The organism is Acidimicrobiales bacterium (genome assembly GCA_035316325.1).
In the GTDB taxonomy this organism is placed as follows: domain Bacteria; phylum Actinomycetota; class Acidimicrobiia; order Acidimicrobiales; family VFJN01; genus DASXTK01.
In genome coordinates, this window is sequence record DATHJB010000115.1 from 1 (window position 1) to 21,312 (window position 21,312).

Genomic DNA, 21,312 nt, shown 5'->3' on the forward strand with positions numbered 1-21,312 from the left:
GTTGTCGAGGGTCTTCGCCGTGAGGTGAGCAGATCCGAGCGGTGGCGGTGGTTGGAGCTGAGCTGCTCGTTGGCCGCGGGTCGGGGTGACGAGCTGTCCGACATCGATGCCGGGGTCGGGTATGCAGGAGCGCTGGCTCCGGAGGAGCTCGAGCAGGAGGGCACCGATGTCGTGCGGACGGTCGGCGACGTCGCCGACCTCCTGGTTCACACGCTGCCGGGCTGGCCGCCCGAAACCCGCCGCTTCGCTGTCGAGTACAGCGACGGCGTGCAGCTCGATCTCGTGTTCATGCCGGCGAGCAGACGTCAGGGTCTGCCGGATGGGTCTGTAGCCCTGGTCGACAAGGACGCCGCGTTGGTCGAGGCCTGGAAGCCGGCGGTGGCGGACCCGCCCGGTCACCGCGAGGCGCGCGAGTGGGTCATGTTGGGCTGGTGGGCGCTGTCGGACGCCGCGAAGCACCTGCGAAGGGGTTCGCTTCACGAAGCCGCCGAACGCATCAGCGAGGGACGCCAGCAAGCGCTGCGCCTGTTCGCTGCCGCCCGCGGGATCCCCTATCCGTCCTTCGGGTTGGTGAGCCTGCTCGACTTCGCTCCCTTCGAGCTGCCCGAGTCGCTCAAGCGGACGTACTGCGTCCCCGACAATCGTGCCGCCGTACGTCGAGCCGCCGTGGCCACCGCCGATCTCCTCACGAGCGTGAGCGAAGACGCCGCCGACGCGTTGGACTTCGACCTCGAGACGCCCTGGGCCGATATCGCACGGCGACGCTTGGCAGCCGTGTCCGCCTGACGGCAAGGTGTGCCGATCTGGTCAGGGGTCGGGCCGGCGGGTGTGGGGACGTCGGCGAGCCTGGCGGCGAGGGGGCTGACGGCGTCGCGGTCGCCTTCGAGGGCGTCGCGAAGCGTTCGGCGAGCTGCTGGATCGGGCCCAGCAGGCGGGCGCCGTCCGCCCGGACGTGGCGCCCCCGGAGGTCTACGCCCTCATGGTCGGCGCCTCGCGCGCCACGGCCCACGTCCCGATGTCCGAGTCGGTCAAACAACGCATGGTCGCCCTGGCCCTCGACGGCCTCCGTCCCCCCGACCGGCCCTGACCCCCCTATGTCAGCGGGCGCGGACGGCGACGGGGATCGCGTCGAGCTCGGCCCAGCGGTGGCAGGCGACGCGGTGGTCGTCGGCGTGGTCGCCCTCGGCCGGGGTGAGGGTGGGGGACTCCTCGCGGCAGCGGTCGATCGCCGCTGGGCAGCGGGTGTGGAACCGGCACCCGGAGGGCAGGTCGGAGGGGCTGGGCACGTCGCCGGTGACGTAGCGCCCGGTGAGCGCCAGCCGTGACGCGGCGTCGGCGTCGGCCCGCAGCACGGAGGCCAGCAGCGCCCGGGTGTAGGGGTGCAGCGGCCGGGCGAACACCTGGTGGGCGTCGCCCTCCTCGACGATGGCGCCGAGGTACATGACCGCTACCCGGTCGCTCAGGTGCCGCACGACGGCCAGGTCGTGGGCGATGAACAGGAAGGCGACCCCGGTGCGCTCCTGCAGGTCGTGGAGCAGGTTCACGATCTGGGCCTGCACCGACACGTCGAGGGCCGACACGGGCTCGTCGCAGATCACCAGCGCCGGGTCGGTGATCAGGGCCCGGGCGATGCCGACCCGCTGCTGCTGGCCGCCACTGAGCTCGGTGGGCCAGCGGTCGCCGAGCGAGGGGTCGAGGCCGACGTCGGCCAGCATGGTGTCGACGCGGGCCCGGCGTGCCGCCCGGTCGCCGAGCCGGTGCACCCGGAGGGGCTCGCCGACGATGTCGCGCACCCGCATCCGGGGGTCGAGCGCACCCCGCGGGTCCTGGAAGACCACCTGCATGCGGCGGCGCAGGGCCCGCAGCGCCGCGCCTCGCTGGTCGAGCAGGTCGTGCCCGTCGAAGCCGACGCTCCCCGACGCCGGGTCGACCAGGCGCAGGATGGCCCGGGCCAGGGTCGACTTGCCGCACCCGCTCTCCCCGACCAGCCCCAGCGTCTCGCCGGCCCGCAGCTCGAGCGACACGCTGTCGACGGCGGTCACCGTGTCGAACCGCACGGTGAGGTCGCGCACCTCCAGCAGCGGCTCGGCAGGTTCCGCGGCCTCGGCGGTCTCGGCCGGCTCGGAAGCCTCGGCGAGGGTCACGCCCGCACCTCCGCCGGGTCGACGTCCGGGTCGGCCACGCCACCGTCGGCCACCACGTCGAGCGACGCCCAGCAGGCCCGCTCGCGACCGGGGGCGAACGTCACCAGCTCGGGCTCCTCCGCGCAGCGGTCGTGGGCGGCGTCGCAGCGCGACCGGAAGCGGCAGCCGTCCGGTGAGCCGGTCAGCGTCGGCGGCGACCCCGGGATGGGCCGCAGCCGGTGGGCGTGGGACGTCTGGTCGAGACGGGGCACCAGCCGCACCAACGCCCGGCTGTAGGGGTGGGCCGCGTCGGTGAGCAGGTCGTCGACCGGCCCCCGCTCGACGATGCGCCCGGCGTACATCACCTGCATGGTGTCGGCCACCGCCGAGATGACCCCCAGGTCGTGACTGATGACGACCAGCGCCATCCCCAGCTCGCGCCGCAGGCGGGCCAGCAGCGACAGGATCTGCGCCTGCACGGTCACGTCGAGCGCGGTGGTGGCCTCGTCGGCGATGAGCAGCTGCGGCTCGCACGCGACCGCGGCGGCGATGAGGATCCGCTGGCGCATCCCGCCGCTGAAGCGGTGCGGCAGGTCGCCCACGGCCCGGTGCGGGTCGGGGATCCCGACGAGGTCGAGCAGCTCGACCGCCCGGGCACGGGCCGCGGCCCGGCCCAGCCCGGCGTGCACCCGGAGCGGCTCGGCGATCTGGTCGCCCACCGGCATGACCGGGTCGAGCGACGTGAGCGGGTCCTGGAACACGAGGCCGATGCGGCCACCCCGCACCTGCTGCAGCTCGCGCTCCGACGCCTGGAGCAGGTCGACGCCCTCGAACCGCACCCGCCCGCCCAGCCGGCAGCGGGTGCGGGGGCCGAACAGCCGCAGGATGCTGAGCGCGGTCATGCTCTTGCCGCTGCCGCTCTCGCCGGCGATGCCGAGGCTCTGCCCGGCGTCGAGCCGGAAGCTCACGCCGTCGACCGCGCGGACCACGCCCCGCGGGGTGTCGATGTGGCAGGTGAGGTCCTCGACCTCGAGCAGGGCGTCGGTGGTGGCAGGACCGGTCACGCGGCGGCTCCCCGGTCGTCGGTGTAGCGGCGGCCGAGCATGTTGAGGGCCAGCACCGTCAGCACCAGGAACACCCCCGGCACGATCGTCAGCCACCAGGCCACCGCCAGGTACTCGCGGCCGGTCGACACCAGCAGGCCCCACGTGGTGTCGGGCGCCTGGACCCCTGCCCCCAGGAAGCTCAGGCCGGCCTCGGCCAGGATGACCTGACCGGTGCTCACCACGGTCAGCGTCACGATCCGGGTGGCGAGGTTGGGGAGCAGGTGGCGGCCCATGATCCAGCCGTTGCTGCCCCCGACGACCACCGCGGCCTCCATGAACCCTGCCTGCCGGAGCCGCAGGGTCTCGGCCCGCACGATGCGGGCGAACGACGGCCAGACCAGCGTGGGCAGCACGATGACCAGGTTCACCACGCTGGCCCCGACCAGCGACACCAGCAGGATCGCGATGAGGAACATGGGCATGGCGGTCTGTGCCTCCGCCACGCGGCTCACCAGCCGGTCGACGGGGCCGCCGTAGAACCCGGCCACCAGCCCGGCGGCGGTGCCGACGAGCGAGCCGGCCACCATCGACGCCAGGGCGATCACCACCGTCAGACGGGTACCGACGATCACCCGGCCGAACAGGTCGCGGCCGAGCTGGTCGGTGCCGAAGACGTGCAGGCCGGAGTCCGTGCTGCTCATCGGCCCCAGGAGCCGGTCCCGCGGCGCCTGCAACGCCGGGTCGATCGGGGCGAGGAGGTCGCCGAACACGGCGAAGGCCGCGATCACCAGCAGCACGAACACCCACACCAGGTAGCCCCGCCCCCGCAGCGCACCCCGGCCCCGGGCCACCCGGCTGCGCAGCCGAGCCGCGACGCCGACGCCCTCGCCTTCGTCCGGCACCACCGACGGCACGGTCACCGCGCTCACTCAGGCCACCTGCACCCGGCGGTCGACCACCCGGTACAGCACGTCGACCGCCAGGTTGGCGAGCACGACGAAGGCGCCGGCCACGATCACCCCCGCCTGCACCACCGGGAAGTCCTGGCGGTCGGTGGCGGTGATGATGGTCTGCCCGATGCCCGGCCAGGCGAACACCACCTCGACGGCGAACACCGCGCCGCCCCACAGCCGCACGTACTCCCAGCCCACGGTGGTGAGGATCAGCATCCCCGAGTTGCGCAGCACGTGGCGGCCGACGACGCCCCGATGGCTCAACCCCCGGCTCCGGGCCACCAGCACGTACGGCTTCGAGACCTCTTCCGCCACCGCCGAGCGCACGAGCTGGAAGATGCGGCCGCCGTGCTCGAAGCCGACGGTGGCGGCCGGCAGGATCAGGCTCTTCCACTCGGTGTCGCCCGACGTCGGCACCAGCCGCAGCTGCACGGCGAAGACCACGATCAGCAGCAGCCCCAGCCAGAAGGTGGGCACGGACAGGCCGACGGTGGCCACCACGTTGGCCCACCGGTCGAGCCGGGACCCCGGTCGGGCCCCGGCCAGCACCCCGAACGTGACGCCCAGCAGCGCCGCCACCGCGATGCCGGCCAGGGTCAGCCGGATCGTGGCGGGGAGGGCGTCGGCGATGACGTCCAGCGCCGGGCGGTTCTGCCAGGTCGACTCCCCGAGGTCGCCGGTGACGACGCCCCCGAAGTAGTCGCCCGCCTGGGTCAGGAGTGGCCGGTCGGTGCCCAGCTGGTGGGCGATGCGGGCGATCTCCTCCTCGGAGGCGTCGGTCGGCGCCATCACCCCCGCCGGGTCGCCGACGATCGCGCTGAGCACGAAGACCGCGGCGAGCACCAGCAGCAGGACGACGGCGCCGTCCCGCAGCCGGCCGAGCACGAACCCCCTCAGAGCCACGGGCTAGCCGAACGCCATCTCGGAGACCAGGTACTCGTCGTCGAGCCGCGGCGTCCACTCCAGGCGGTCGGAGAGGCCGTAGATCAGGTTCTGCTGCAGCATGTAGATGGCGTGGGGATTCTCGTCGAGGATCGCCCAGACCTCCTGGTAGAGCTCGTCGCGGGCGTCCTGGTCGAGGGTGGCGCCCGCCTCGGCCATCAGGTCGTCGACCTCGGGGTTGCAGTACTTCGAGCTCTCGCCGTCGCAGGTGATGTGGCTGATGATCCGGGAAGCGTCGAACCACTCGTTGGAGTTCCAGGCGAACTTGAGGTCCATCGCCCCGGCCTCGGTGCCGGGGATGCGGCCGTCCTCGCGGAAGGTGTTCCACTCGAGCTGGTTGAGCTCGGCCTCGATGCCCACCTCGGCGAGCTGGCCGGCCACCACCTCGGCGGCCTCCTCCAGCTTCGAGTAGCGCCCGATCGGCACGTTGAGCGTGATGGCGAAGCCGTCGGGGTACCCCGCGTCGGCCAGCAGGTCGCGAGCCTCGTCGGGGTCGTAGGGGAAGGCCTCCAGATCGGCGTTGTATCCCAGCATGTCCTCGGTGAGCATCTGACCCGGCTGTGGCGCCGCCTCGCCGCCGTAGATGGTCTCGGCGATGAGCTCCTTGTCTATCGCCAGGTTCATCGCGACCCGCACCCGCGGGTCCTCCAGCTCGGGGATGTGGGTGTTGAAGGCGATGTAGCTGAACTCGGTGGCTGGCACCGACACCGACTCGGGGGCCAGGTCGCGCTGCTCGGGCAGGATGTCGAGCACCAGGTCGACCTCGCCGGCCTGCAGGGCCGACAGGGCGGTCTGCGCGTCGGGGATCACGTCGACGCTGAACTCGCCGATCTCCGGTGCCTCGCCCCAGTAGTCGGCGTAGGCGCGGGCGCTGATCTTCGTGCCCCGCTGCCACTCGACGAACTCGTAGGGCCCGGTGCCGACGGGGTTCTCGCCGAAGTCGGGCTGCGCCCCGGCCTCGGGCGGCACCATCTGGATCTGGGTCATCTGGATCGGCAGCGTGGCGTTGGGGCCGTCGGTCTCGATCTCGACCGTGTACTCGTCGACCGCCTCGGCGCCGACGATGCCCTCGATGTACGAGGTGCGCTGGGTCTCGTAGGCGGGGTCGATGATGCGGTTGATGCTGAACGCCGCGGCCGCGGCGTCGAACGGCTCGCCGTTGTGGAACGTCACGTCGTCGCGCAGCTGGAACTGCCAGTGGGAGTCGTCGACCGACTCGTACGACTCCGCCAGCACCGGGACGATCTCGGCCTCGTCGTCGCGCCCGAGCATGCTCTCGAACACGTTGCTGGTGAAGACGCGGGCGTTGCGGTCGTTGACGGCCTGGACGTCGAGCGTCGACGGCTCCGTGCCGACCGCGATCACCAGCGGCTCGGCGTCGTCACCCGAACCGCCGGTGTCGCCGCCGGACGAGTCGTCGTCGTCGCCACCACAGGCGACGGCCACCATCGCGAGGCAGGCGACCACCAGCAGACCCCGGCGCCAGCTCCAGCTCTCTTGCCGCATCGTTCCACCCACTTTGTCAGACAAACAGACCTCACTATCGGTGGCAACCGTAAGGAGCGGACATCACCACGTCAAGGGTCTGTGTGTTTCGTTTACCTGTTCAGAGTCTTACGTGGCCCTCGACCAGGCGCGACTGTCCGGCCGTTGCCACGCTAGGCGCATCGGGCTACGTTGTCAGACAAAGCAGACGTTCAGCCTGTGTTCGGAGGAGCCCCCCACGCCATGAACAAGCTCACGCGAGTCACGCTCGCCGACTCGCTGGCGACCCAGCTGCGGCAGCAGATCCTGTCGGGGCGCCTCCGCTCCGGCGAGACCATGCCGGCCGAGCGCGAGCTCCAGGAGGCGTTCGGCGTCGGGCGGACCACCGTCCGCGAAGCGCTGCAGGGCCTCGTGGCCGCCGGGTTCCTCCTCCGCCGCAACCGCCAGCTGGTGGTCAGCGACCCCAGCGCCGTGGCCGAGCACGAGGTCGACTACGCCGCCCTCGCCGCCACCATCTCGGTCGAGGACGTCTACGACACCCGCAAGCTGCTCGAGTGCCGCATCGTCGAGATCGCCACCCGCAACTGGGCCGACGACGACCTCGACGCCGCGCGCGGTCCGCTGGAGCGGATGCGCGAGCCGGCCGACGAGGAGGGGTTCCACGTCGCCGACATCGAGTTCCACACCGCGATCGCCCGCATGACCAAGCGGCCCGTGCTGGCCCAGGTCTACGAGTCGAACGCCAACCTCTTCTTCCGCCTGCCGTCCTTCTGGCGGGTGTTCACCCAGCCCGAGGACGCGCCGCCGCGCAAGGTCGGCGCCGGCTGGGCCGGCCACGTGCGGGTGCTCGACGCCATCGAGGCCCGCGACGTCGACGCCGCCGTGCGCGGCACCTACGAGCTGCTCGACCGGGTGCAGAACGACCTGGTCGAGCGCATGGCGGTGGCCCGCCTGTCCCGTACCACCACGCCGGTCCCCGGCCAGCAGGACCGCGACTAGGCCGCCCAGGCCCGACGAGCCCGAGGAGAGAGATGCGTCACGGCTACCGCGTCATCGACGTCGACACCCACGTCACCCCCAGCTACGAGGTGCTCATGCGCTACGCGGACGACGAGCTCCGCCGCCGCGCCGACGAGCTGACGCCCTACGTCCGCCCCACCAAGCCGGTCGCCGGCCGGGGGCACCCGACCCACGAGTACGGCGTCGTGCGGGTCAACCCCTACCCGTTCACCCGGGTCGCGGGCCGCAAGGACGGCGAGGTGGCCGAGAGCGGTGCCGGCGCCCGTGGCGCCCTGGAGGGCCGCACGGTCAACGACGCCCGTCGTCCCGTCCACGAGCGGATCCAGCACGACAACCCCGAGGGCCGCCTGCTCGACATGGACGTCGAGGGCGTCGACATCGACCTGATCATCCCCGGGACGTGGGCGCCCGGCAGCTCGGCGCTCGAGCCCGGGCTGGCCAAGGCCATGTACCGCGCCTACCACCGCTACCTGGACGACTACTGCGGCGTCGACGCCCGGCGGCTCAAGGCCGTGATCCTCGCCCCGGCCAACGACCCGGCCTGGGCCGCCGAGACCGTGCGGTCGCTGGCCGAGTCCGACTGGGTGGCCGGCGTCTGGCCGGTGCTGCCGGAGGGGCTGCCGGTCGACGACCCCGACCTGGCGCCGCTGTGGCAGGCCATGGACGAGACCGACCTCCCGATCGTCCACCACAGCTTCTTCTACGAAGCCCCCTACTTCCCCGGCTACCGCGACATCTGGGGCAACGCGGCGGTGGCCCGCACCGCCGCCCACGTGTGGGGCGCCCAGCGGCTGCTGGCGTACGTGCTGGTGAGCGGCATGCTCGACACCTACCCCAACCTGCGGGTGGGCTGCGTCGAGACCGGGCACGGCTGGCTGCCCAACTGGATCGTGCGGCTCGACAAGCAGATCCGCTTTGTCAAGGAGGGCACGGTCCCCGACGAGCTGAAGCACACGCCGCTGGAGTTCGTGGCCGACGGCCGGGTGTTCTGCGCCATCGAGGCCTTCGAGGGGGCGCCGATGACCAAGGCGGTGATCGACATCCTGGGCGAGGACGTGCTCATGTACGAGTCCGACTTCCCCCACCCCGAGTGCATGTTCCCCGACTCGACCGACCACGTGATCGGGTGGCGCGACGTGATCGGGGAGAGCGCGCTGCGCAAGCTCATGGGCGAGAACGCGGCCCGCTTCCTACGGCTGAAGTCGACGCCCTGGGACGACGGCGCCGGCGCCAACGGTTCGACGACCGCGGCGTCGACGGGCTGAGCGGGCGGCGGGCGCGTGGACTACGAGGTCGCGGAGCAGCTCGTGCAGCGGGCCCGCCGGCTGGCCGCCGAGCGGGACATGGTGATCACGATCGCGGTCGTCGACGCGGCCGGGCACCCTGTCGCCCTGGCGCGGGGCAAGAACTGGCACGGGCCCTACATGGCGTTCGGCAAGGCCCGGCTGGCAGCGGCGTTCCGCAAGCCCACCGACCAGCTGCTCGAGCAGTGGGCCGACCGGCCGCTGTTCGCCGAGAGCCTCACCAGCGTGCTGCCGGGCGGGGTGACCCTCAACCCCGGCGGCCACCCGGTGACGGACGGCGACGGCAACTGCATCGGCGCCGTCGGCGTCGGCGGCGGCTCGCCCGACCAGGACGCGCTGATCGCCCGGCTCACGGTCGAGAGCGAGGGCTCGGCGTGACCGCGCACCTCGGGACCGTCCGGACCGACGCCGCGCCCACCCCCACCGGGCCGTTCAGCCAGGGTGTCCGGGTCTCGGGTGCCACCGAGCTGGTGTTCACCGCGGGCCAGGCCGGCCGCAACCGTGACACCGGGCAGATGGGCGACGCCGCCGAGCAGGTGGACTGGGCGCTGCGGAACATCGCCGCGATCCTCGAGAGCGCCGGCTCGTCGCTGGCCTCGGTGGTGAAGCTCACGCTGTACCTGCGCGACGACGTGACCGACATGGCGCCGGTCAACGAGGCCTACCGACGGCACTTCGGCGAGCGCCTGCCCGCCCGGTCGTCGGTGTTCGTGAGCCGCCTGAAGGGCCCCGACATGCTGGTCGAGATCGAGGCGGTGGGCGTTGTCGAGTGACTCGGCCTCGGGGACCCGGGGCGTCGTGTCCGCCGGCCACCCCCTGGCCGCGGCCGCCGCGCTGGACGTGCTCCGGGCCGGCGGCAACGCCGTCGACGCCGTGGTCGCCGGCTCGGCGGTGCAGTGCGTCGTCGAGCTGCCGTGGTGCGGCATCGGCGGCGACGCCTTCGTGGCCGTGCGCTCCGCGCCCGGCGAGGTCGCCGTGCTCAACGGCAGCGGTCGGGCACCCCGCGGCATCGAGGCGCGGTTGCCGCGGGGTGCCTCTGCACCCCGGTTCGGCCCGCTGTCGGTCGCCGTCCCGGGCGTGGTGGCGTCGTGGGGGGCGCTGGTGGAGCGGTTCGGCACCTGGCCGCTCGACCGCCTGCTCGCCGCCGCCGTGCGCTACGCCGTCGACGGCTTCCCGCTCGACGACCGGCTGGCCACCACCCTCCAGGGCCTGGCCGGCGGCCCTGACCACGACCTCTTCGGCGCGCTGACCCACCCGAACGGCGGCGACACGCGGGCGGGCGCGACCTTCCGCCAGCCCGATCTGGGCGAGACGCTGGCGCACATCGCCGGGGCCGGCGTCGACTCCTTCTACCGGGGGGCGCTGGCCGAGCGCATCGCCGACCACGTGCAGCGGGGCGGCGGGGCCCTCGACGCCGACGACCTCGGCGACCACCAGTCGACCTGGGAGGCGCCGCTGGCGGTGCGCTACCGCGGCGCCACCGTGTCGACCCAGCCGCCGGTGTCGATGGGGATCGTGCTGCTGGCGCAGCTGGCCGTGCTCGGGGAGTTCGACGTCGCGGCCTTGGCGCCGGGGAGCGCCGAGCACGTCGACCTGCTGGTGCGGGCCAAGCACGCCGCCTTCGCCGAGCTGCTCCCTCGGCTCGGCGACCCCGACCTGGTGGACGTCGACGCCGACGCCCTGCTGCAGCCCGGGCGCTGGGCCGAGGCCGCGGCCCGCATCCGCCGGGGCGACGTCCCGCCCAGCGCCACCGACGAGCTGGTCCCGACCGGCACCGACACGACGTCGATCGCCGTGACCGACGGCGACGGCATGGCGGTCGCCCTGGTGCAGTCGCTGTTCAACGAGTTCGGCGCCCGCGAGCTGGTCGACGGCACCGGCGTGATCCTCAACGACCGGCTGGCCAACCTGGTCCACGACCCGTCGCACCCCAACGGGCTGCAGGGCGGCAAGCGGCCGGTCCACACGCTGCACTCGTACCTGGTCGAGCGGCCCGACGGGTCGGTGCTGGCCGGGGCGACGCCGGGCGGCCGGGGCCAGGTCCAGACCAACCTGCAGGTGCTGGTCAACGCCCTGGACCACGGCGACGACCTGCCCCGGGCCGTCGAGCGGCCCCGCTGGGTGAGCGGCACGCCCCGGCGCTCGCCGCCCGACGACACCCTCTACATGGAGCCCGGCTTCCCGTCCGGGGCCCCGGCGGCGCTCGAGGCGCGGGGCCACGCGGTGACGGTCCAGCCGGCCGGCGACGACGACCACTTCGGCTGCTGCACGGTCGTGTCGGTCGACGCCGCTGCGACCACGCATGCCGCGGCCGCCGACCGACGGCGGGGCGCCGCGGCGCTCGGCTGGTGACCCACCTCTAGGAGGACGACGACCATGACGACTGCCCCGACGACCCCGACCCCGACCACCCCCGGCATCCGCTACCCGTTCCCCATCGACCGCTCGCGCTACGACTGGCCGACGTTCTCCGACGCCGAGTTCGCCCGTCGCCACGACCTGGCCCGCGGGTTCATGGACGACGAGGGCCTCGACGCGCTGCTGGTGTACGGCCACAACGGCATCTGGGAGCGGGGCTGGGCCAACATCCGCTGGCTCACCAACTTCATGGGCACCATGGAGCTCGACTGCGTGTGCGTGTTCCCCCGCCACGGCGACCCCGTGCTCGCCATCCTGGGGCTCAACGCCCGCCTGCCCGACCGCCTCGCCCGCTCGGTCGTGCCCGACATCCGGGGGGCGCTCAACACCGCCGAGGTGGTGGTGGGCGCGGTCGCCGACCTGGGGCTCGGACGGTCGCGGCTGGGGGTGGTCAAGCCGGCGCCCTACCTGTCGATCCCGCACGACCACCACGTGACGCTCACCACCGGGCTGCCCGATGCCGAGCTGGTGGAGCTGTCCGACGAGTTCTGGCGCCTGCGGCTGGTGCAGTCCGACGAGGAGCTCGCCTGCCTCGACGAGGCCGGTCGCATCGGCGACGCCGCCAACGCCGCCATCATCGACCGGGTCCGGCCGGGGATGACCGAGGCCGACCTCTTCACGGTGATCTACGAGACCATCGCCGTCGAGGGGGGCGAGATCCCCTGCATGGTGCTGGCGGGCAGCGAGTCGATGGTCGAGCCGACCAGCGCCTTCCAGCGGCCCCGGCCCATCGGCCGCACGATCACCGACCACGACGTGCTGCTGCTGGAGCTGGGCGCCCGCGACGGCCATGGCTACGAGGCGCAGACCGGGAAGCCGATCTGCTTCGGCGACCCGCCGCCCGACTACGCCGACATGTTCGCCGTGGGCCGCGAGGCCTACGACGCCGTGGTCGACGTGCTGCGCCCGGGGTGCACGGCGGCCGACATCCGGCGGGCCGGCCAGGTGATCTGGGACCGCGGCTACACGGTGGTCGCCCCGCTGGTGCACGGGGTGTTCAACCCGCTCGACGCCGGCCCGTTCGTGGGCACGTCGCACCGGCCCGACAAGGACGTGACCCTGGCGCCCGGGATGGCGCTGTGCGTGGAGATCCACCCGTGCACGGAGGACATCGTGCGGGGCATCTTCCTCGGTGACACCTACGTGATCACCGAGGACGGCCACCGCTGCGTCAACCAGCTGCCGCCCGACCTGGTGGTGCTGTGATGGTGTCGGTCGAGATCGACCGACTCGAAGCGGTGGTGGTCGCCGGGTACACGGGGCGCGACCGGGCGGCGGTCGACGAGCACATCGCCGAGCTGGCCGCGATGGGCGTCGCCCCGCCCGCGACCGTGCCGGCCTACTGGGGCTTCCCGCCCTGGATCGCCTCGCAGTCGGATCGAGTGACCGTCGTCGGCGACGGGACCTCGGGTGAGGTGGAGCCGTGCCTGGTGGTCGACGGCGACGATGTCTACCTGACCGTGGCGTCGGACCACACGGACCGGGCCGTCGAGGCGGTCGACATCGGCCTGTCGAAGCACGTCTGCCCCAAGGTGATCGGCCGGGAGGCATGGCCACTCGCCGAGGTGGCCGACCGGCTCGATCGTCTCGAGCTGCGCAGCTGGGTCGACGGCGACGTGCTCTACCAGGACGGCACGACCGCCGCGCTGGTCGACCCGCGGGAGCTGCTGGTGGGCCTGCCGTTCCCACGGCCCCGGTGCTTCGCCCTGCTCGGCGGCACCGTCCCGACGATCGGTGGCCTCCGCCCGGCGGCCCGGTTCCGCGGCGAGCTGCGCGACCCCGCCACCGGAGCGTGCCTGACGGTCGCCTACGACGTCGACGTCCTCGACACAAGGAGCGCCCGATGACGCGCACGGGATCCGACTACCTCTCCTCCCTCGCCGACGGCCGCCAGGTGCTGCTCGACGGCGAGCGCGTCGACGACGTGGCCGCCCACCCCGCCTTCGCCGGCGCGGCCCGGTCGGTCGCCCGGCTCTACGACCTGGAGGCCGCCGACTCGGACGGGACGCTCACCTACCCGTCGCCGTCAGCCGGCCACGGCGTGCCGCTGGGGTGGAAGACGCCCCGGACGGTGGACGACCTGACGGCCCGGCGGCTGGCGGCCACCCGGCTGGCCGAGGCGTCGTTCGGGCTCATGGGCCGCAGCCCCGACCACGTGGCCGGGTTCTTCGCCGGGTTCGTCGCCTCGCCGGCCACCTTCAGCACCCGTGACCCGGGCTTCTACCGCAACCTCGTCGCCTTCTACGAGAAGGCCCGGGACGAGTCCGCCTACCTCAGCTACACGATCATCCACCCCACCATCGACCGCAGCCGGCCGCCGCACGAGCAGTACGACGACCACCTCTACGTCGCCGTCGCCGCCGAGCGCGACGACGGCATCGTCCTGCGGGGCGCCCAGATGCTGGGGACCGGGACGGTGCTGTCGGACTACGTCTTCGTCAGCTGCATCCTGCCGCTGCCTCCGGGCTCCGAGGACTACGCCCTGTCGGTGGTCGTGCCGAACAACGCCCCCGGCCTGCGCATCCACACCCGCCGCCCCTACGCGCAGGGCGTGCCCAGCCCGTTCGACTACCCGCTGAGCAGCCGCTTCGACGAGACCGACTCGCTGGTGGTGTTCGACGACGTGGTGGTGCCGTGGGAGCACGTGTTCATCTGCCGCGACATCGACGCCGTGCGGGCCCAGTTCAACGACACCGCGGCCCACAGCCTCGGCAACACCCAGGCCCAGACCCGCTTCGCCGTGAAGCTGCGGCTGTTCGCCGGCCTCGCCCGGCGCCTGTGCGACGACGCCGGCACCACCGTCGACGCCAAGGTCAAGCAGCGGCTGGGGGTGATCGCCGCCCACGCCGCCCTCCCGGAGGCGTTCCTGCTGGCCGCCGAGGCGGGCGCGTCGGTGGACGGCGACGGGGTCATGCGGCCGGACCCGGGGATGCTCTACACGGCCATGACCCTGCAGCCCCGGATCGCCACCGAGATCGGGACGTTCCTGCGGGAGCTGGCCGGCGGGGCGGTGATCCAGCTGCCGTCGTCGGTGGCGGCCTTCGACGATCCGGTGGCGGCGGCGGACCTCGACCGCTTCGTGCGCTGGCCCGGGGCGAGCGCCGTCGAGCGGATCAAGCTGCTCAAGCTGTACTGGGACCTGATCGGTTCGGAGTTCGCGGGGCGGCACCTGCAGTACGAGATGTTCTACGCCGGCGATCCGTCCGTGGTGCACATGCGGTCGTTCGGGACCTACCCGTGGGAACGGGCCCTGGCGTTGGTCGACGCCTGCCTCGACGGGGTGCCCGACCCCACGCCGGCGGTGTCGTCGGTCGCGGTGGCGTCGTGACGGTCCCCAAGCCCGAGCTGGAGTTCCTCGACCCTCGGGCCGACCGGCGGTTCGCGTGGCAGCCGCTGGCCGACGACCGCACCGGGCTGCTGGAGGAGATCGTGCTGGCCGGCGCCCACGAGGCGGGACACGTCACCCGGCTGCTGCGCTTCCCGCCGGGCTGCGACACGTCGCCCAACGGGGTGCTCACCCACGAGGTGTGGGAGGAGGTGTGGATCGTCGAGGGGTCGATCACCGACCTGCGCCTCGGCGAGACCTTCACCGCCGGAATGTACGCCTGCCGACCGCCCGGCATGGAGCACGGGCCGTGGGTGTCGCCGGAGGGCGCGGTCACGTTCGAGATCCGGTACCCGGCGCCATGACCGGGGGCGGGGACGGCGCCGGGCTCGGGGTGCTCGACACCCGGTTCCGGACCGTGCTGCGGCGGCTGGCCGCGGCCGACCGCCTCACCGTGGTCACCCGCCGGGTGTCGACCCACCTGGAGCTGGCCGGGCTCCTCAAGGCCCACGACGGCGACCGGGCGCTGCTGTTCGTCGACGTGATGGAGTCACCCATGCCGGTGGTCGGGAACCTTCTGGCCAGCCCGGCCAACGTCGAAGCGGCGCTGGGCCTGGACCGCCACGGCATCCGGGCCGCGATGGACCGGGCGCTGGCCTGCCCGCTGCCGCCCCTGCGGGTCTCGGGCCTGGGCCGCGACACGGCGCCGGCGCAGGCCGTGGTGACGACCGCGCCGTTCGACCTCGCCGAGCTGCTCCCGGTGCTGCGCCACGCGCCGGGCGACGGCGGGCGGTTCGTCACGTCGGGCGTGGTGCTGGTGCGCGACCCGGAGACCGGCGTCCACAACGCGTCCTACCACCGGATGCAGCTGCTCGGCGGCAACCGCACCGCCATCAAGCTCGACCACGGCCGCCACCTGCGGGCCGCCCACGAGCGGGCGATGGCGCGGGGCGAGGACCTGCCGGTGGTGGTGTGCCTCGGGCCCGACGCCGCGCTGCTCTACGCCGCCGCGCTCATGGGCTCGCAGATGCCCGAGTCCGCCGACGAGCTGGCGGCGGCCGGGGGCCTGGCCGGGGCGCCCCTGGAGGTGGCCGAGGCCGTGACCAGCGACCTCCCGGTGCCGGCCCACGCCGAGATCGTGCTGGAGGGCCGCATCTCGCCGACCGAGACGGCGCCCGAGGGGCCGTTCGCCGAGTTCCTCGGGTACCCCTCCGACGACGGGCCCGCCCCCGTGGTCACCGTCGACGCCGTGACCCACCGCTCCGACCCGATCTACTTCGCCGTCAACGGCGCGGGGCGCGAGACGATCATGCTGCGCAAGTACGTCCTGGAGGCCAGCGCGCTGCGGGCGCTGCGGGCGGCGGTGCCGATCGTGTCCGACGTGGCGCTGACCGCCGGCGGCCTCTACCGGTTCCACCTCGTCGTCCAGGTGGCCAAGCGCAGCGCCCGGGACGACGGGCTGCAGCGCAACGCCATGCTGGCCGCCTTCGGGGCGCTCAAGGACCTCGACCAGGTGATCGTGGTCGACGACGACATCGACGTGCACGACCCGGTCGACGTCGAGTGGGCCGTCGCCACCCGCATGGAGGCGTCCCGCGACCTCCTGGTCGTCCCCGGAGCGAGGGGCCACGAGTACGTCCGGGTGTCCGACCACGGCGTCCGCGCCAAGCTCGGCATCGACGCCACCGTCGCCCACGCGGAGCGCGCCCGCTTCGCCCGCGCCCCCTTCCTCGAGGCCACCCTCACCCCCTCCGACACCACCCCCGCGTCCACCTACGCCCCCCTCGCCGGGCTGCTCACCGACTGACGCTCCCCGGGCCCGACGTCCAATCCCGACGAGCGGACACGCGTCGGTGTGGTCGACTCCGTCGTCCACTCAGGGGTTCTCGTGACGGCGCCGGCTGCGGGCTGGTGACGGAACACGACGACCGGGAGCACATGGTTCAGGGCCTGCGGTAGATCGATAGGGATCGAAGGGTTCGATGTCTATGCTTCGGAGGTGTGAAGGGACCTCCGCAGCAGGAACCGATCGGGGTGCAGCTGACGCGGACGGCGCGGGTGGCGAGCCGGGTGTTCGACGAGGCGCTGGCCGCCTTGGGCGGGTCGTCGGCGATGTGGCTGGTGCTCGTGTCGCTGCAGGATCAGGTGCACGGCGCCCAGCGCGATCTGGCGGCGGCGGTGGGCATCGAGGGGCCCACGCTGACCCACCACCTGAACCGCATGGAGCGGGCCGGGCTCGTCACGCGCCGGCGTGATCCCGAGGATCGCCGCGTCCACCTGGTCGAGCTGACCGACGACGGTCGGGCCATGTTCTCCCGGCTGCTCACCGGCGTGATCGAGTTCGACGGTCGCCTGCGGGCCGGCTTCGACGCGCAGGAGATCGAGCAGCTGCGGGGCTACCTCGACCGGCTCCGCGCCAACGTCGCCCCGGCTCCGGCTCCGGCCCCGGGCCCGACCCCGACCAGCGAGGAAGCGACCCCGTGAAGATCGTCGTGCACCTGGCCGACTTCGGGTGGCCCATCCCGCCCGCCGAGCTGCCCGCCCTGCTCACCGACGTCGCCGCCCTGACCGAGGCCGGCGGCTTCGGCGGGCTCGCGGTGGGCGACCACCTGTGGAGCCACCCGATCATGGGCGGGCCCGAGACCGCCTGCCTCGAGGCCTACACCACGCTCTCGTTCCTCGCGGCCCGCTCGGCCTCGATCCGGCTGATGACGCTCGCCACCGGCGCCCACTTCCGCCACCCCGGCGTGCTGGCCAAGACCGTGACCACCCTCGACGTGCTGTCCGGCGGGCGCGCCTGGCTCGGCATCGGCTCCGGCCACTACCAGGAGGAGTGCGACGGCCTGGGCGTGCCCTTCCCGCCCACCGGCGAGCGGTTCGACCTGCTCGAGGACGCCCTCGAGGTGTGCCTGCGCATGTGGACCGGCGAGCACGGCACCGACGCGCCCTACGACGGCCACCACGTCCACGCCGGCCGGCTGCTCAACCTGCCCCAGTCGCTCCAGCGTCCCCACCCGCCGGTCCTGATCGCGGGCGACGGCGAGCGCCGCACGCTCCGGCTCGTGGCCCGCTACGGCGACGCCTGCAGCCTCCGCCCGACACCCGACGTGCCCCACAAGCTCGACGTCCTGCGCCGCCACTGCCACGACGCCGGCACCGACTTCGACCGCATCGAGCGGACCTGTGCCTGGGCCTTCACCGCCGACGACGGTGGGCCGGCCACCCACGACGCCATCGACAAGCTCCGCTGGTTCGCGGCGATGGGCATCGACACGGTCATCGCCCGGGTCGACGGCATCGAGCAGCGCCGTCCTCTGGAGCTGCTGGCCCGGCACGTGGTGCCGGTGGCCGCCGACCTCGACGGCCGGGCGTGACACCGGCCCCACCACGGACGCCCTCCGACCGCCACCTACGGAGCGACGCCCGAGTGGACGGCCGGCCTACTTCGCCTCGCGGGCCGCGGTGGTGGCCGCGGCCCGCACCTCCTGGGCGAAGCGACCCGCCTGCTGCAGCGCCTCGGCCGCTTCGGGCAGGAACGACCAGAAGATGTGGAAGTCGTGCGTGGCCACCGGATAGAGCTCGAGCCGGGTGTCGACGCCGTGGGACTTGGCGTGGTCGGCCAGCCGGTGGGCGTCGACGACGAGGACGTCGCCGGTGCCGCCCTGGATGAGCAGCGGCGGCATCCCGGTCAGGTCGGCGTTCAGCGGGCTGATCACCGGGTCGTCGGCAGGGTGCCCGTCGAGGTACGAGACCGCGAAGCTGCGCAGCTGCTCGAGCGACAGCGCGGGTTGGGGCTCGGAGGTGCCGATCGACGGGACCTCGTCGACGTGGTCGAAGGTGAGGTCGATGCCCGGGCACAGCAGGGCGGCCCCGCCGGGCAGGGGCAGCTTCTCCTGCTGCAGGGTGACCATCAGCGACAGCACCAGGCCGCAACCGGCCGAGTCGCCCGCCATCGTGATCTGGTCGGGCGGGGTGCCGGTGTCGAGCATCCACAGGTACGCCCGCATGGCGTCCTCGAGGGCGGCGGGGAACGGGTGCTCGGGCGCCAGCCGGAACTCGGGCGCCACCAGGCTGGCCTCGGCCGCCATGGCCAGGGCCCCGGCCAGGCCCCGGTAGCCGAAGGCCGAGCCCATCACGTAGCCGCCACCGTGCAGGAACAGCAGCGACGGCTGCAGCTGCGGGTCGGCGCCGAGAAGCAGGGACGGCACCCCGCCGGTGTTGACCGGCCGCACCACGATCTCGGGCGGCGGCGGGAACTGGCCGTGCAGCTCCTCGCCCGCGTTGCGCAGGGCCTGCAGGTCGACGTCGGCGCTGGTCAGGTGCTGCACCGGCTCCCAGATGCGGGCCAGCCGGCCGGCCAGCTCGCCGCCGACTGCCCGGGTGGCCGACACCGCGTCGTCGATCCCGTAGAGCAGGCTGCGGGCCCGGTCGAGCAGCGCATCGCCGGCCAGCGTCAGCTCGACCCCGTGGGTCGAGCGCCGCAACAGGTCGCAACCGACCAACCGCTCGAGCCCCCGTATCTGGCGGCTCAGCGCCGGCTGCGACAGGTAGAGCCGGGCCGCGGCCCGACCGAAGTTGAGCTCCTCGGCCACGGCGACGAACGCACGCAGGTGACGCAGCTCGATGCCGTCGGGCGCCGGGGGCAGCGGCAGCACCCGGCCGAGCGGCGTCTCGGAACCGTCTGCGGCGTCGGGGCCGTCGGGGCCGTCGTCCATGGCCACCATTGTGGAGCACCAGGTCGGAACACGGTCATGCGTTCCGCGCATCGCCGCCATGCACGATCGGTCTTTCCCTCGCGAGGGGTGCCGATGCGACCGTGCAGCCATGACCTCCCGCCCGCTCCGCCCGCGGCGCCTCCCGGTGCCCCGGATCGCCGACATGCAGCTGCGGGGACGGGCCGCGCCCCTCGCCACCCGGGTGTACTGGCCGGCCCCGTGCCCGTCACCCGGGGCTCGCCCCGCCCTCATGGTGCTGTTCCCCGGGGGTGACGCGGACCAGGCCGATGCCCTGTCCCGGGGGCTGTGCTCGTACGCCGGCCTGGTCGTGCTGACGCTGCTCGGCCGGCCGGGAGCGTCCGACGCCGACGCCGCGGCGCTGCGCGACGCTTGCACCGCCCTCGACTGGGCCGCCGACCACGCCGTCGAGCTGGGCGCCGACCCCGGCCGGCTGATCGTCGCCGGCTGGGAGACCGGGGCGCGGCCGGCGGCCGCCGTGGCCCTGCACGCCCGTGACCAGGGCTGGCCCCCGATCGCCCGCCAGGTGCTGATCTGTCCCGACCTGGGCCCGGACCTGGCCGGGGGACCGCTCGACGCCGCCTCGGTCGCCGGGGTGGCGTCGGCCACCGTCGTCGGCGTGCGCGACGGCGACGGTGACGGGACCGGCGGCATCGGCGGCGAGCGGCACGACGTCGGGTGCTACGCCCGACGGCTGCGGGCGGCCGGGGTGCGGGTCGACGAGCTGCGCTACGAGGGGCTGCCATCCGCCGGCCTGACCTGGCTGCCGTGGAGCGAGGCCGCCGACGGTCTGGTCGGCGATCTGGCGCGGTCGCTGCAGCACCGGCTCGCCCTCCCGCCCACCGCGGCGACCCGGCTCGATCCGCACACCGACGACACCGACGACGACACCGACCACGAGAGCAACGAGGCCCTGCGATGACCGAGCTCATGACCGCCGATCCCGTCGAGGACGACGACATCGAGCGGCGCCTGGAGCGACACCGGCCCGCGCTCAAGGCCCACTGCCGACGGCTGCTGGGCTCGGCGTTCGACGCCGACGATGCCGTCCAGGAGACGATGGTGCGGGCCTGGCGCTCGTTCCACCGGTTCGAGGGCCGCTCGTCGCTGCAGTCGTGGCTCCGCCGCATCGCCACCAACGTCTGCTTCGACCTGCTGAACGCCCGGCAGCGCCGGCCCCGGCCCACCGACTCGGGGGCGTGGGCGCTGGAGGGACCGGCCGTTCGGCGCCCCGGCCGTCGGGCGGCCGAGGGCGCCCCGCCCGAACCGGTCGCCGGCGCCGATCCCGCCGACCGTGCCGTCGAGCGCGACGACGTCCGGCTCGCCTTCGTGGCCGCCCTGCTCCACCTGCCGCCCCGGCAGCGGTCGGTGCTGCTGCTCTGCGAGGTGCTGCGTTGGCGGGCGACCGAGGCGGCCGAGTTGCTCGACATGAGCGTCGCCTCGGTCAACAGCGCCCTCCAGCGGGCCCGGACCACGCTGGCCGAGCACCACGGTCGCCCGCCCCGCCCCGAGCGGCTCCGCGCTCTCGACACCGACCAGCGGGCCACCGTCCAGCACCTCACCGACGCCTTCCAGCGCTACGACCACCTCACCCTCCTCGCCCTCCTCGGCTGAACCCTCGACCCTGGGGCTCGACCGGGTGAGTCAGCCGGAGACCTTGTCGAGGTGCTGGAGGAGGTCGTGGGCGGCGAGCTCGATGTCCTTGTGGCGCCACTCGGAGGCCCGGTAGACGCAGGCGATGAGCCCGGTGCGGTGGATCCGGCGGAAGTCGCCGTAGACGAAGGCGTACCGGGCCTTGGTCTCGTCGTTGGCGCCGTCGGTGAGGCCCAGGTGCCACTGGGCGTAGTCCTCCCACGAGTGGTTGTCGAGGTAGGCGTTCTGGGCGTCGGCCTTGGGCTGGCGCTCGCCCCAGTCGCTGTCGAGAACGTATTGGCGTGCATCGATGAGTTGCCGGGCCCGCGCG

General features: G+C 73.5%; 22 protein-coding genes and 1 pseudogene. 16 read left to right on the forward strand and 7 right to left on the reverse strand.

Annotated elements, in window-relative coordinates:
• Positions 1 to 171: 171 nt before the first annotated feature.
• Together VK611_15330 and VK611_15335 are read left to right on the forward strand one after the other, a co-directional pair.
• A complete protein-coding gene (locus VK611_15330) occupies positions 172 to 786 on the forward strand; it encodes an aminoglycoside 6-adenylyltransferase (protein HMG42706.1) in 615 nt (204 codons plus the stop codon).
• Between the two features lie 118 nt (positions 787 to 904).
• A pseudogene (locus VK611_15335) lies at positions 905 to 1,087 on the forward strand (hypothetical protein).
• 10 nt (positions 1,088 to 1,097) lie between these two features.
• Here the strand turns inward: VK611_15335 and VK611_15340 are convergent.
• The 5 genes from VK611_15340 to VK611_15360 are packed head-to-tail and all read right to left on the reverse strand — an operon-like array spanning position 1,098 to position 6,570.
• Positions 1,098 to 2,144 carry an oligopeptide/dipeptide ABC transporter ATP-binding protein gene (locus VK611_15340; protein HMG42707.1) on the reverse strand — a complete coding sequence of 349 codons (1,047 nt, stop codon included), beginning with the start codon at positions 2,142 to 2,144 and terminating at the stop codon, positions 1,098 to 1,100.
• Positions 2,141 to 3,187 (reverse strand): ABC transporter ATP-binding protein, encoded by a 1,047-nt coding sequence (locus VK611_15345; GenBank protein ID HMG42708.1) that lies wholly within the window; start codon positions 3,185 to 3,187, stop codon positions 2,141 to 2,143. The genes VK611_15340 and VK611_15345 overlap by 4 nt, the downstream gene beginning before the upstream one ends.
• On the reverse strand, positions 3,184 to 4,098 hold the full coding sequence (locus tag VK611_15350; GenBank protein ID HMG42709.1) for an ABC transporter permease: 915 nt from the start codon (positions 4,096 to 4,098) through the stop codon (positions 3,184 to 3,186). The genes VK611_15345 and VK611_15350 overlap by 4 nt, the downstream gene beginning before the upstream one ends.
• The gene (locus VK611_15355) at positions 4,099 to 5,025 is read right to left on the reverse strand and encodes an ABC transporter permease (protein HMG42710.1); all 927 of its coding nucleotides are present in this window, start codon (positions 5,023 to 5,025) and stop codon (positions 4,099 to 4,101) included.
• Positions 5,026 to 5,028: 3 nt separating this feature from the next.
• Positions 5,029 to 6,570, reverse strand: coding sequence for an ABC transporter substrate-binding protein (locus VK611_15360; GenBank protein ID HMG42711.1), 1,542 nt, complete (start codon positions 6,568 to 6,570; stop codon positions 5,029 to 5,031).
• 222 nt (positions 6,571 to 6,792) lie between these two features.
• Here VK611_15360 and VK611_15365 point away from each other — a divergent pair, with 222 nt between their 5' ends.
• The 12 genes from VK611_15365 to VK611_15420 all read left to right on the forward strand — a co-directional run bounded on the left by VK611_15365 (position 6,793) and on the right by VK611_15420 (position 17,990).
• Positions 6,793 to 7,548: an FCD domain-containing protein gene (locus tag VK611_15365; protein ID HMG42712.1), complete on the forward strand. Its 756-nt coding sequence runs from the start codon at positions 6,793 to 6,795 to the stop codon at positions 7,546 to 7,548.
• A gap of 32 nt (positions 7,549 to 7,580) precedes the next feature.
• On the forward strand, positions 7,581 to 8,834 hold the full coding sequence (locus VK611_15370; protein HMG42713.1) for an amidohydrolase family protein: 1,254 nt from the start codon (positions 7,581 to 7,583) through the stop codon (positions 8,832 to 8,834).
• Positions 8,835 to 8,849: 15 nt separating this feature from the next.
• Positions 8,850 to 9,251: a heme-binding protein gene (locus tag VK611_15375; protein HMG42714.1), complete on the forward strand. Its 402-nt coding sequence runs from the start codon at positions 8,850 to 8,852 to the stop codon at positions 9,249 to 9,251.
• Positions 9,248 to 9,646 carry a Rid family hydrolase gene (locus VK611_15380; GenBank protein HMG42715.1) on the forward strand — a complete coding sequence of 133 codons (399 nt, stop codon included), beginning with the start codon at positions 9,248 to 9,250 and terminating at the stop codon, positions 9,644 to 9,646. The genes VK611_15375 and VK611_15380 overlap by 4 nt, the downstream gene beginning before the upstream one ends.
• Positions 9,636 to 11,225, forward strand: a complete 1,590-nt coding sequence (locus VK611_15385) for a gamma-glutamyltransferase (protein HMG42716.1) — start codon at positions 9,636 to 9,638, stop codon at positions 11,223 to 11,225. Before VK611_15380 ends, VK611_15385 begins: the two co-directional genes overlap by 11 nt.
• A 24-nt stretch (positions 11,226 to 11,249) precedes the next feature.
• Entirely contained in the window at positions 11,250 to 12,497 is a 1,248-nt protein-coding gene (locus VK611_15390) for a Xaa-Pro peptidase family protein (protein HMG42717.1), read from the forward strand.
• Positions 12,497 to 13,138: a DUF2848 family protein gene (locus tag VK611_15395; GenBank protein ID HMG42718.1), complete on the forward strand. Its 642-nt coding sequence runs from the start codon at positions 12,497 to 12,499 to the stop codon at positions 13,136 to 13,138. The genes VK611_15390 and VK611_15395 overlap by 1 nt, the downstream gene beginning before the upstream one ends.
• Positions 13,135 to 14,619, forward strand: a complete 1,485-nt coding sequence (locus VK611_15400; protein ID HMG42719.1) for a 4-hydroxyphenylacetate 3-hydroxylase N-terminal domain-containing protein — start codon at positions 13,135 to 13,137, stop codon at positions 14,617 to 14,619. The genes VK611_15395 and VK611_15400 overlap by 4 nt, the downstream gene beginning before the upstream one ends.
• Positions 14,616 to 14,981 carry a cupin domain-containing protein gene (locus tag VK611_15405; protein ID HMG42720.1) on the forward strand — a complete coding sequence of 122 codons (366 nt, stop codon included), beginning with the start codon at positions 14,616 to 14,618 and terminating at the stop codon, positions 14,979 to 14,981. The genes VK611_15400 and VK611_15405 overlap by 4 nt, the downstream gene beginning before the upstream one ends.
• Entirely contained in the window at positions 14,978 to 16,423 is a 1,446-nt protein-coding gene (locus VK611_15410) for a UbiD family decarboxylase (GenBank protein HMG42721.1), read from the forward strand. Before VK611_15405 ends, VK611_15410 begins: the two co-directional genes overlap by 4 nt.
• Positions 16,424 to 16,617: 194 nt before the next feature.
• Entirely contained in the window at positions 16,618 to 17,100 is a 483-nt protein-coding gene (locus VK611_15415; protein ID HMG42722.1) for a MarR family transcriptional regulator, read from the forward strand.
• Complete coding sequence (locus tag VK611_15420; GenBank protein HMG42723.1) at positions 17,097 to 17,990, forward strand: TIGR03560 family F420-dependent LLM class oxidoreductase; 894 nt, start codon at positions 17,097 to 17,099, stop codon at positions 17,988 to 17,990. Before VK611_15415 ends, VK611_15420 begins: the two co-directional genes overlap by 4 nt.
• Before the next feature lie 66 nt (positions 17,991 to 18,056).
• Here the strand turns inward: VK611_15420 and VK611_15425 are convergent, their stop codons facing one another.
• Positions 18,057 to 19,331, reverse strand: a complete 1,275-nt coding sequence (locus VK611_15425) for an alpha/beta hydrolase fold domain-containing protein (GenBank protein HMG42724.1) — start codon at positions 19,329 to 19,331, stop codon at positions 18,057 to 18,059.
• Positions 19,332 to 19,440: 109 nt separating this feature from the next.
• Here VK611_15425 and VK611_15430 point away from each other — a divergent pair, with 109 nt between their 5' ends.
• Positions 19,441 to 20,271 (forward strand): alpha/beta hydrolase fold domain-containing protein, encoded by an 831-nt coding sequence (locus VK611_15430; GenBank protein ID HMG42725.1) that lies wholly within the window; start codon positions 19,441 to 19,443, stop codon positions 20,269 to 20,271.
• A complete protein-coding gene (locus VK611_15435) occupies positions 20,268 to 20,963 on the forward strand; it encodes an RNA polymerase subunit sigma-70 (GenBank protein HMG42726.1) in 696 nt (231 codons plus the stop codon). The genes VK611_15430 and VK611_15435 overlap by 4 nt, the downstream gene beginning before the upstream one ends.
• 30 nt (positions 20,964 to 20,993) lie before the next feature.
• Here the strand turns inward: VK611_15435 and VK611_15440 are convergent.
• Positions 20,994 to 21,312: hypothetical protein (locus VK611_15440; protein ID HMG42727.1), on the reverse strand; the 319-nt coding region annotated here is incomplete at its 5' end.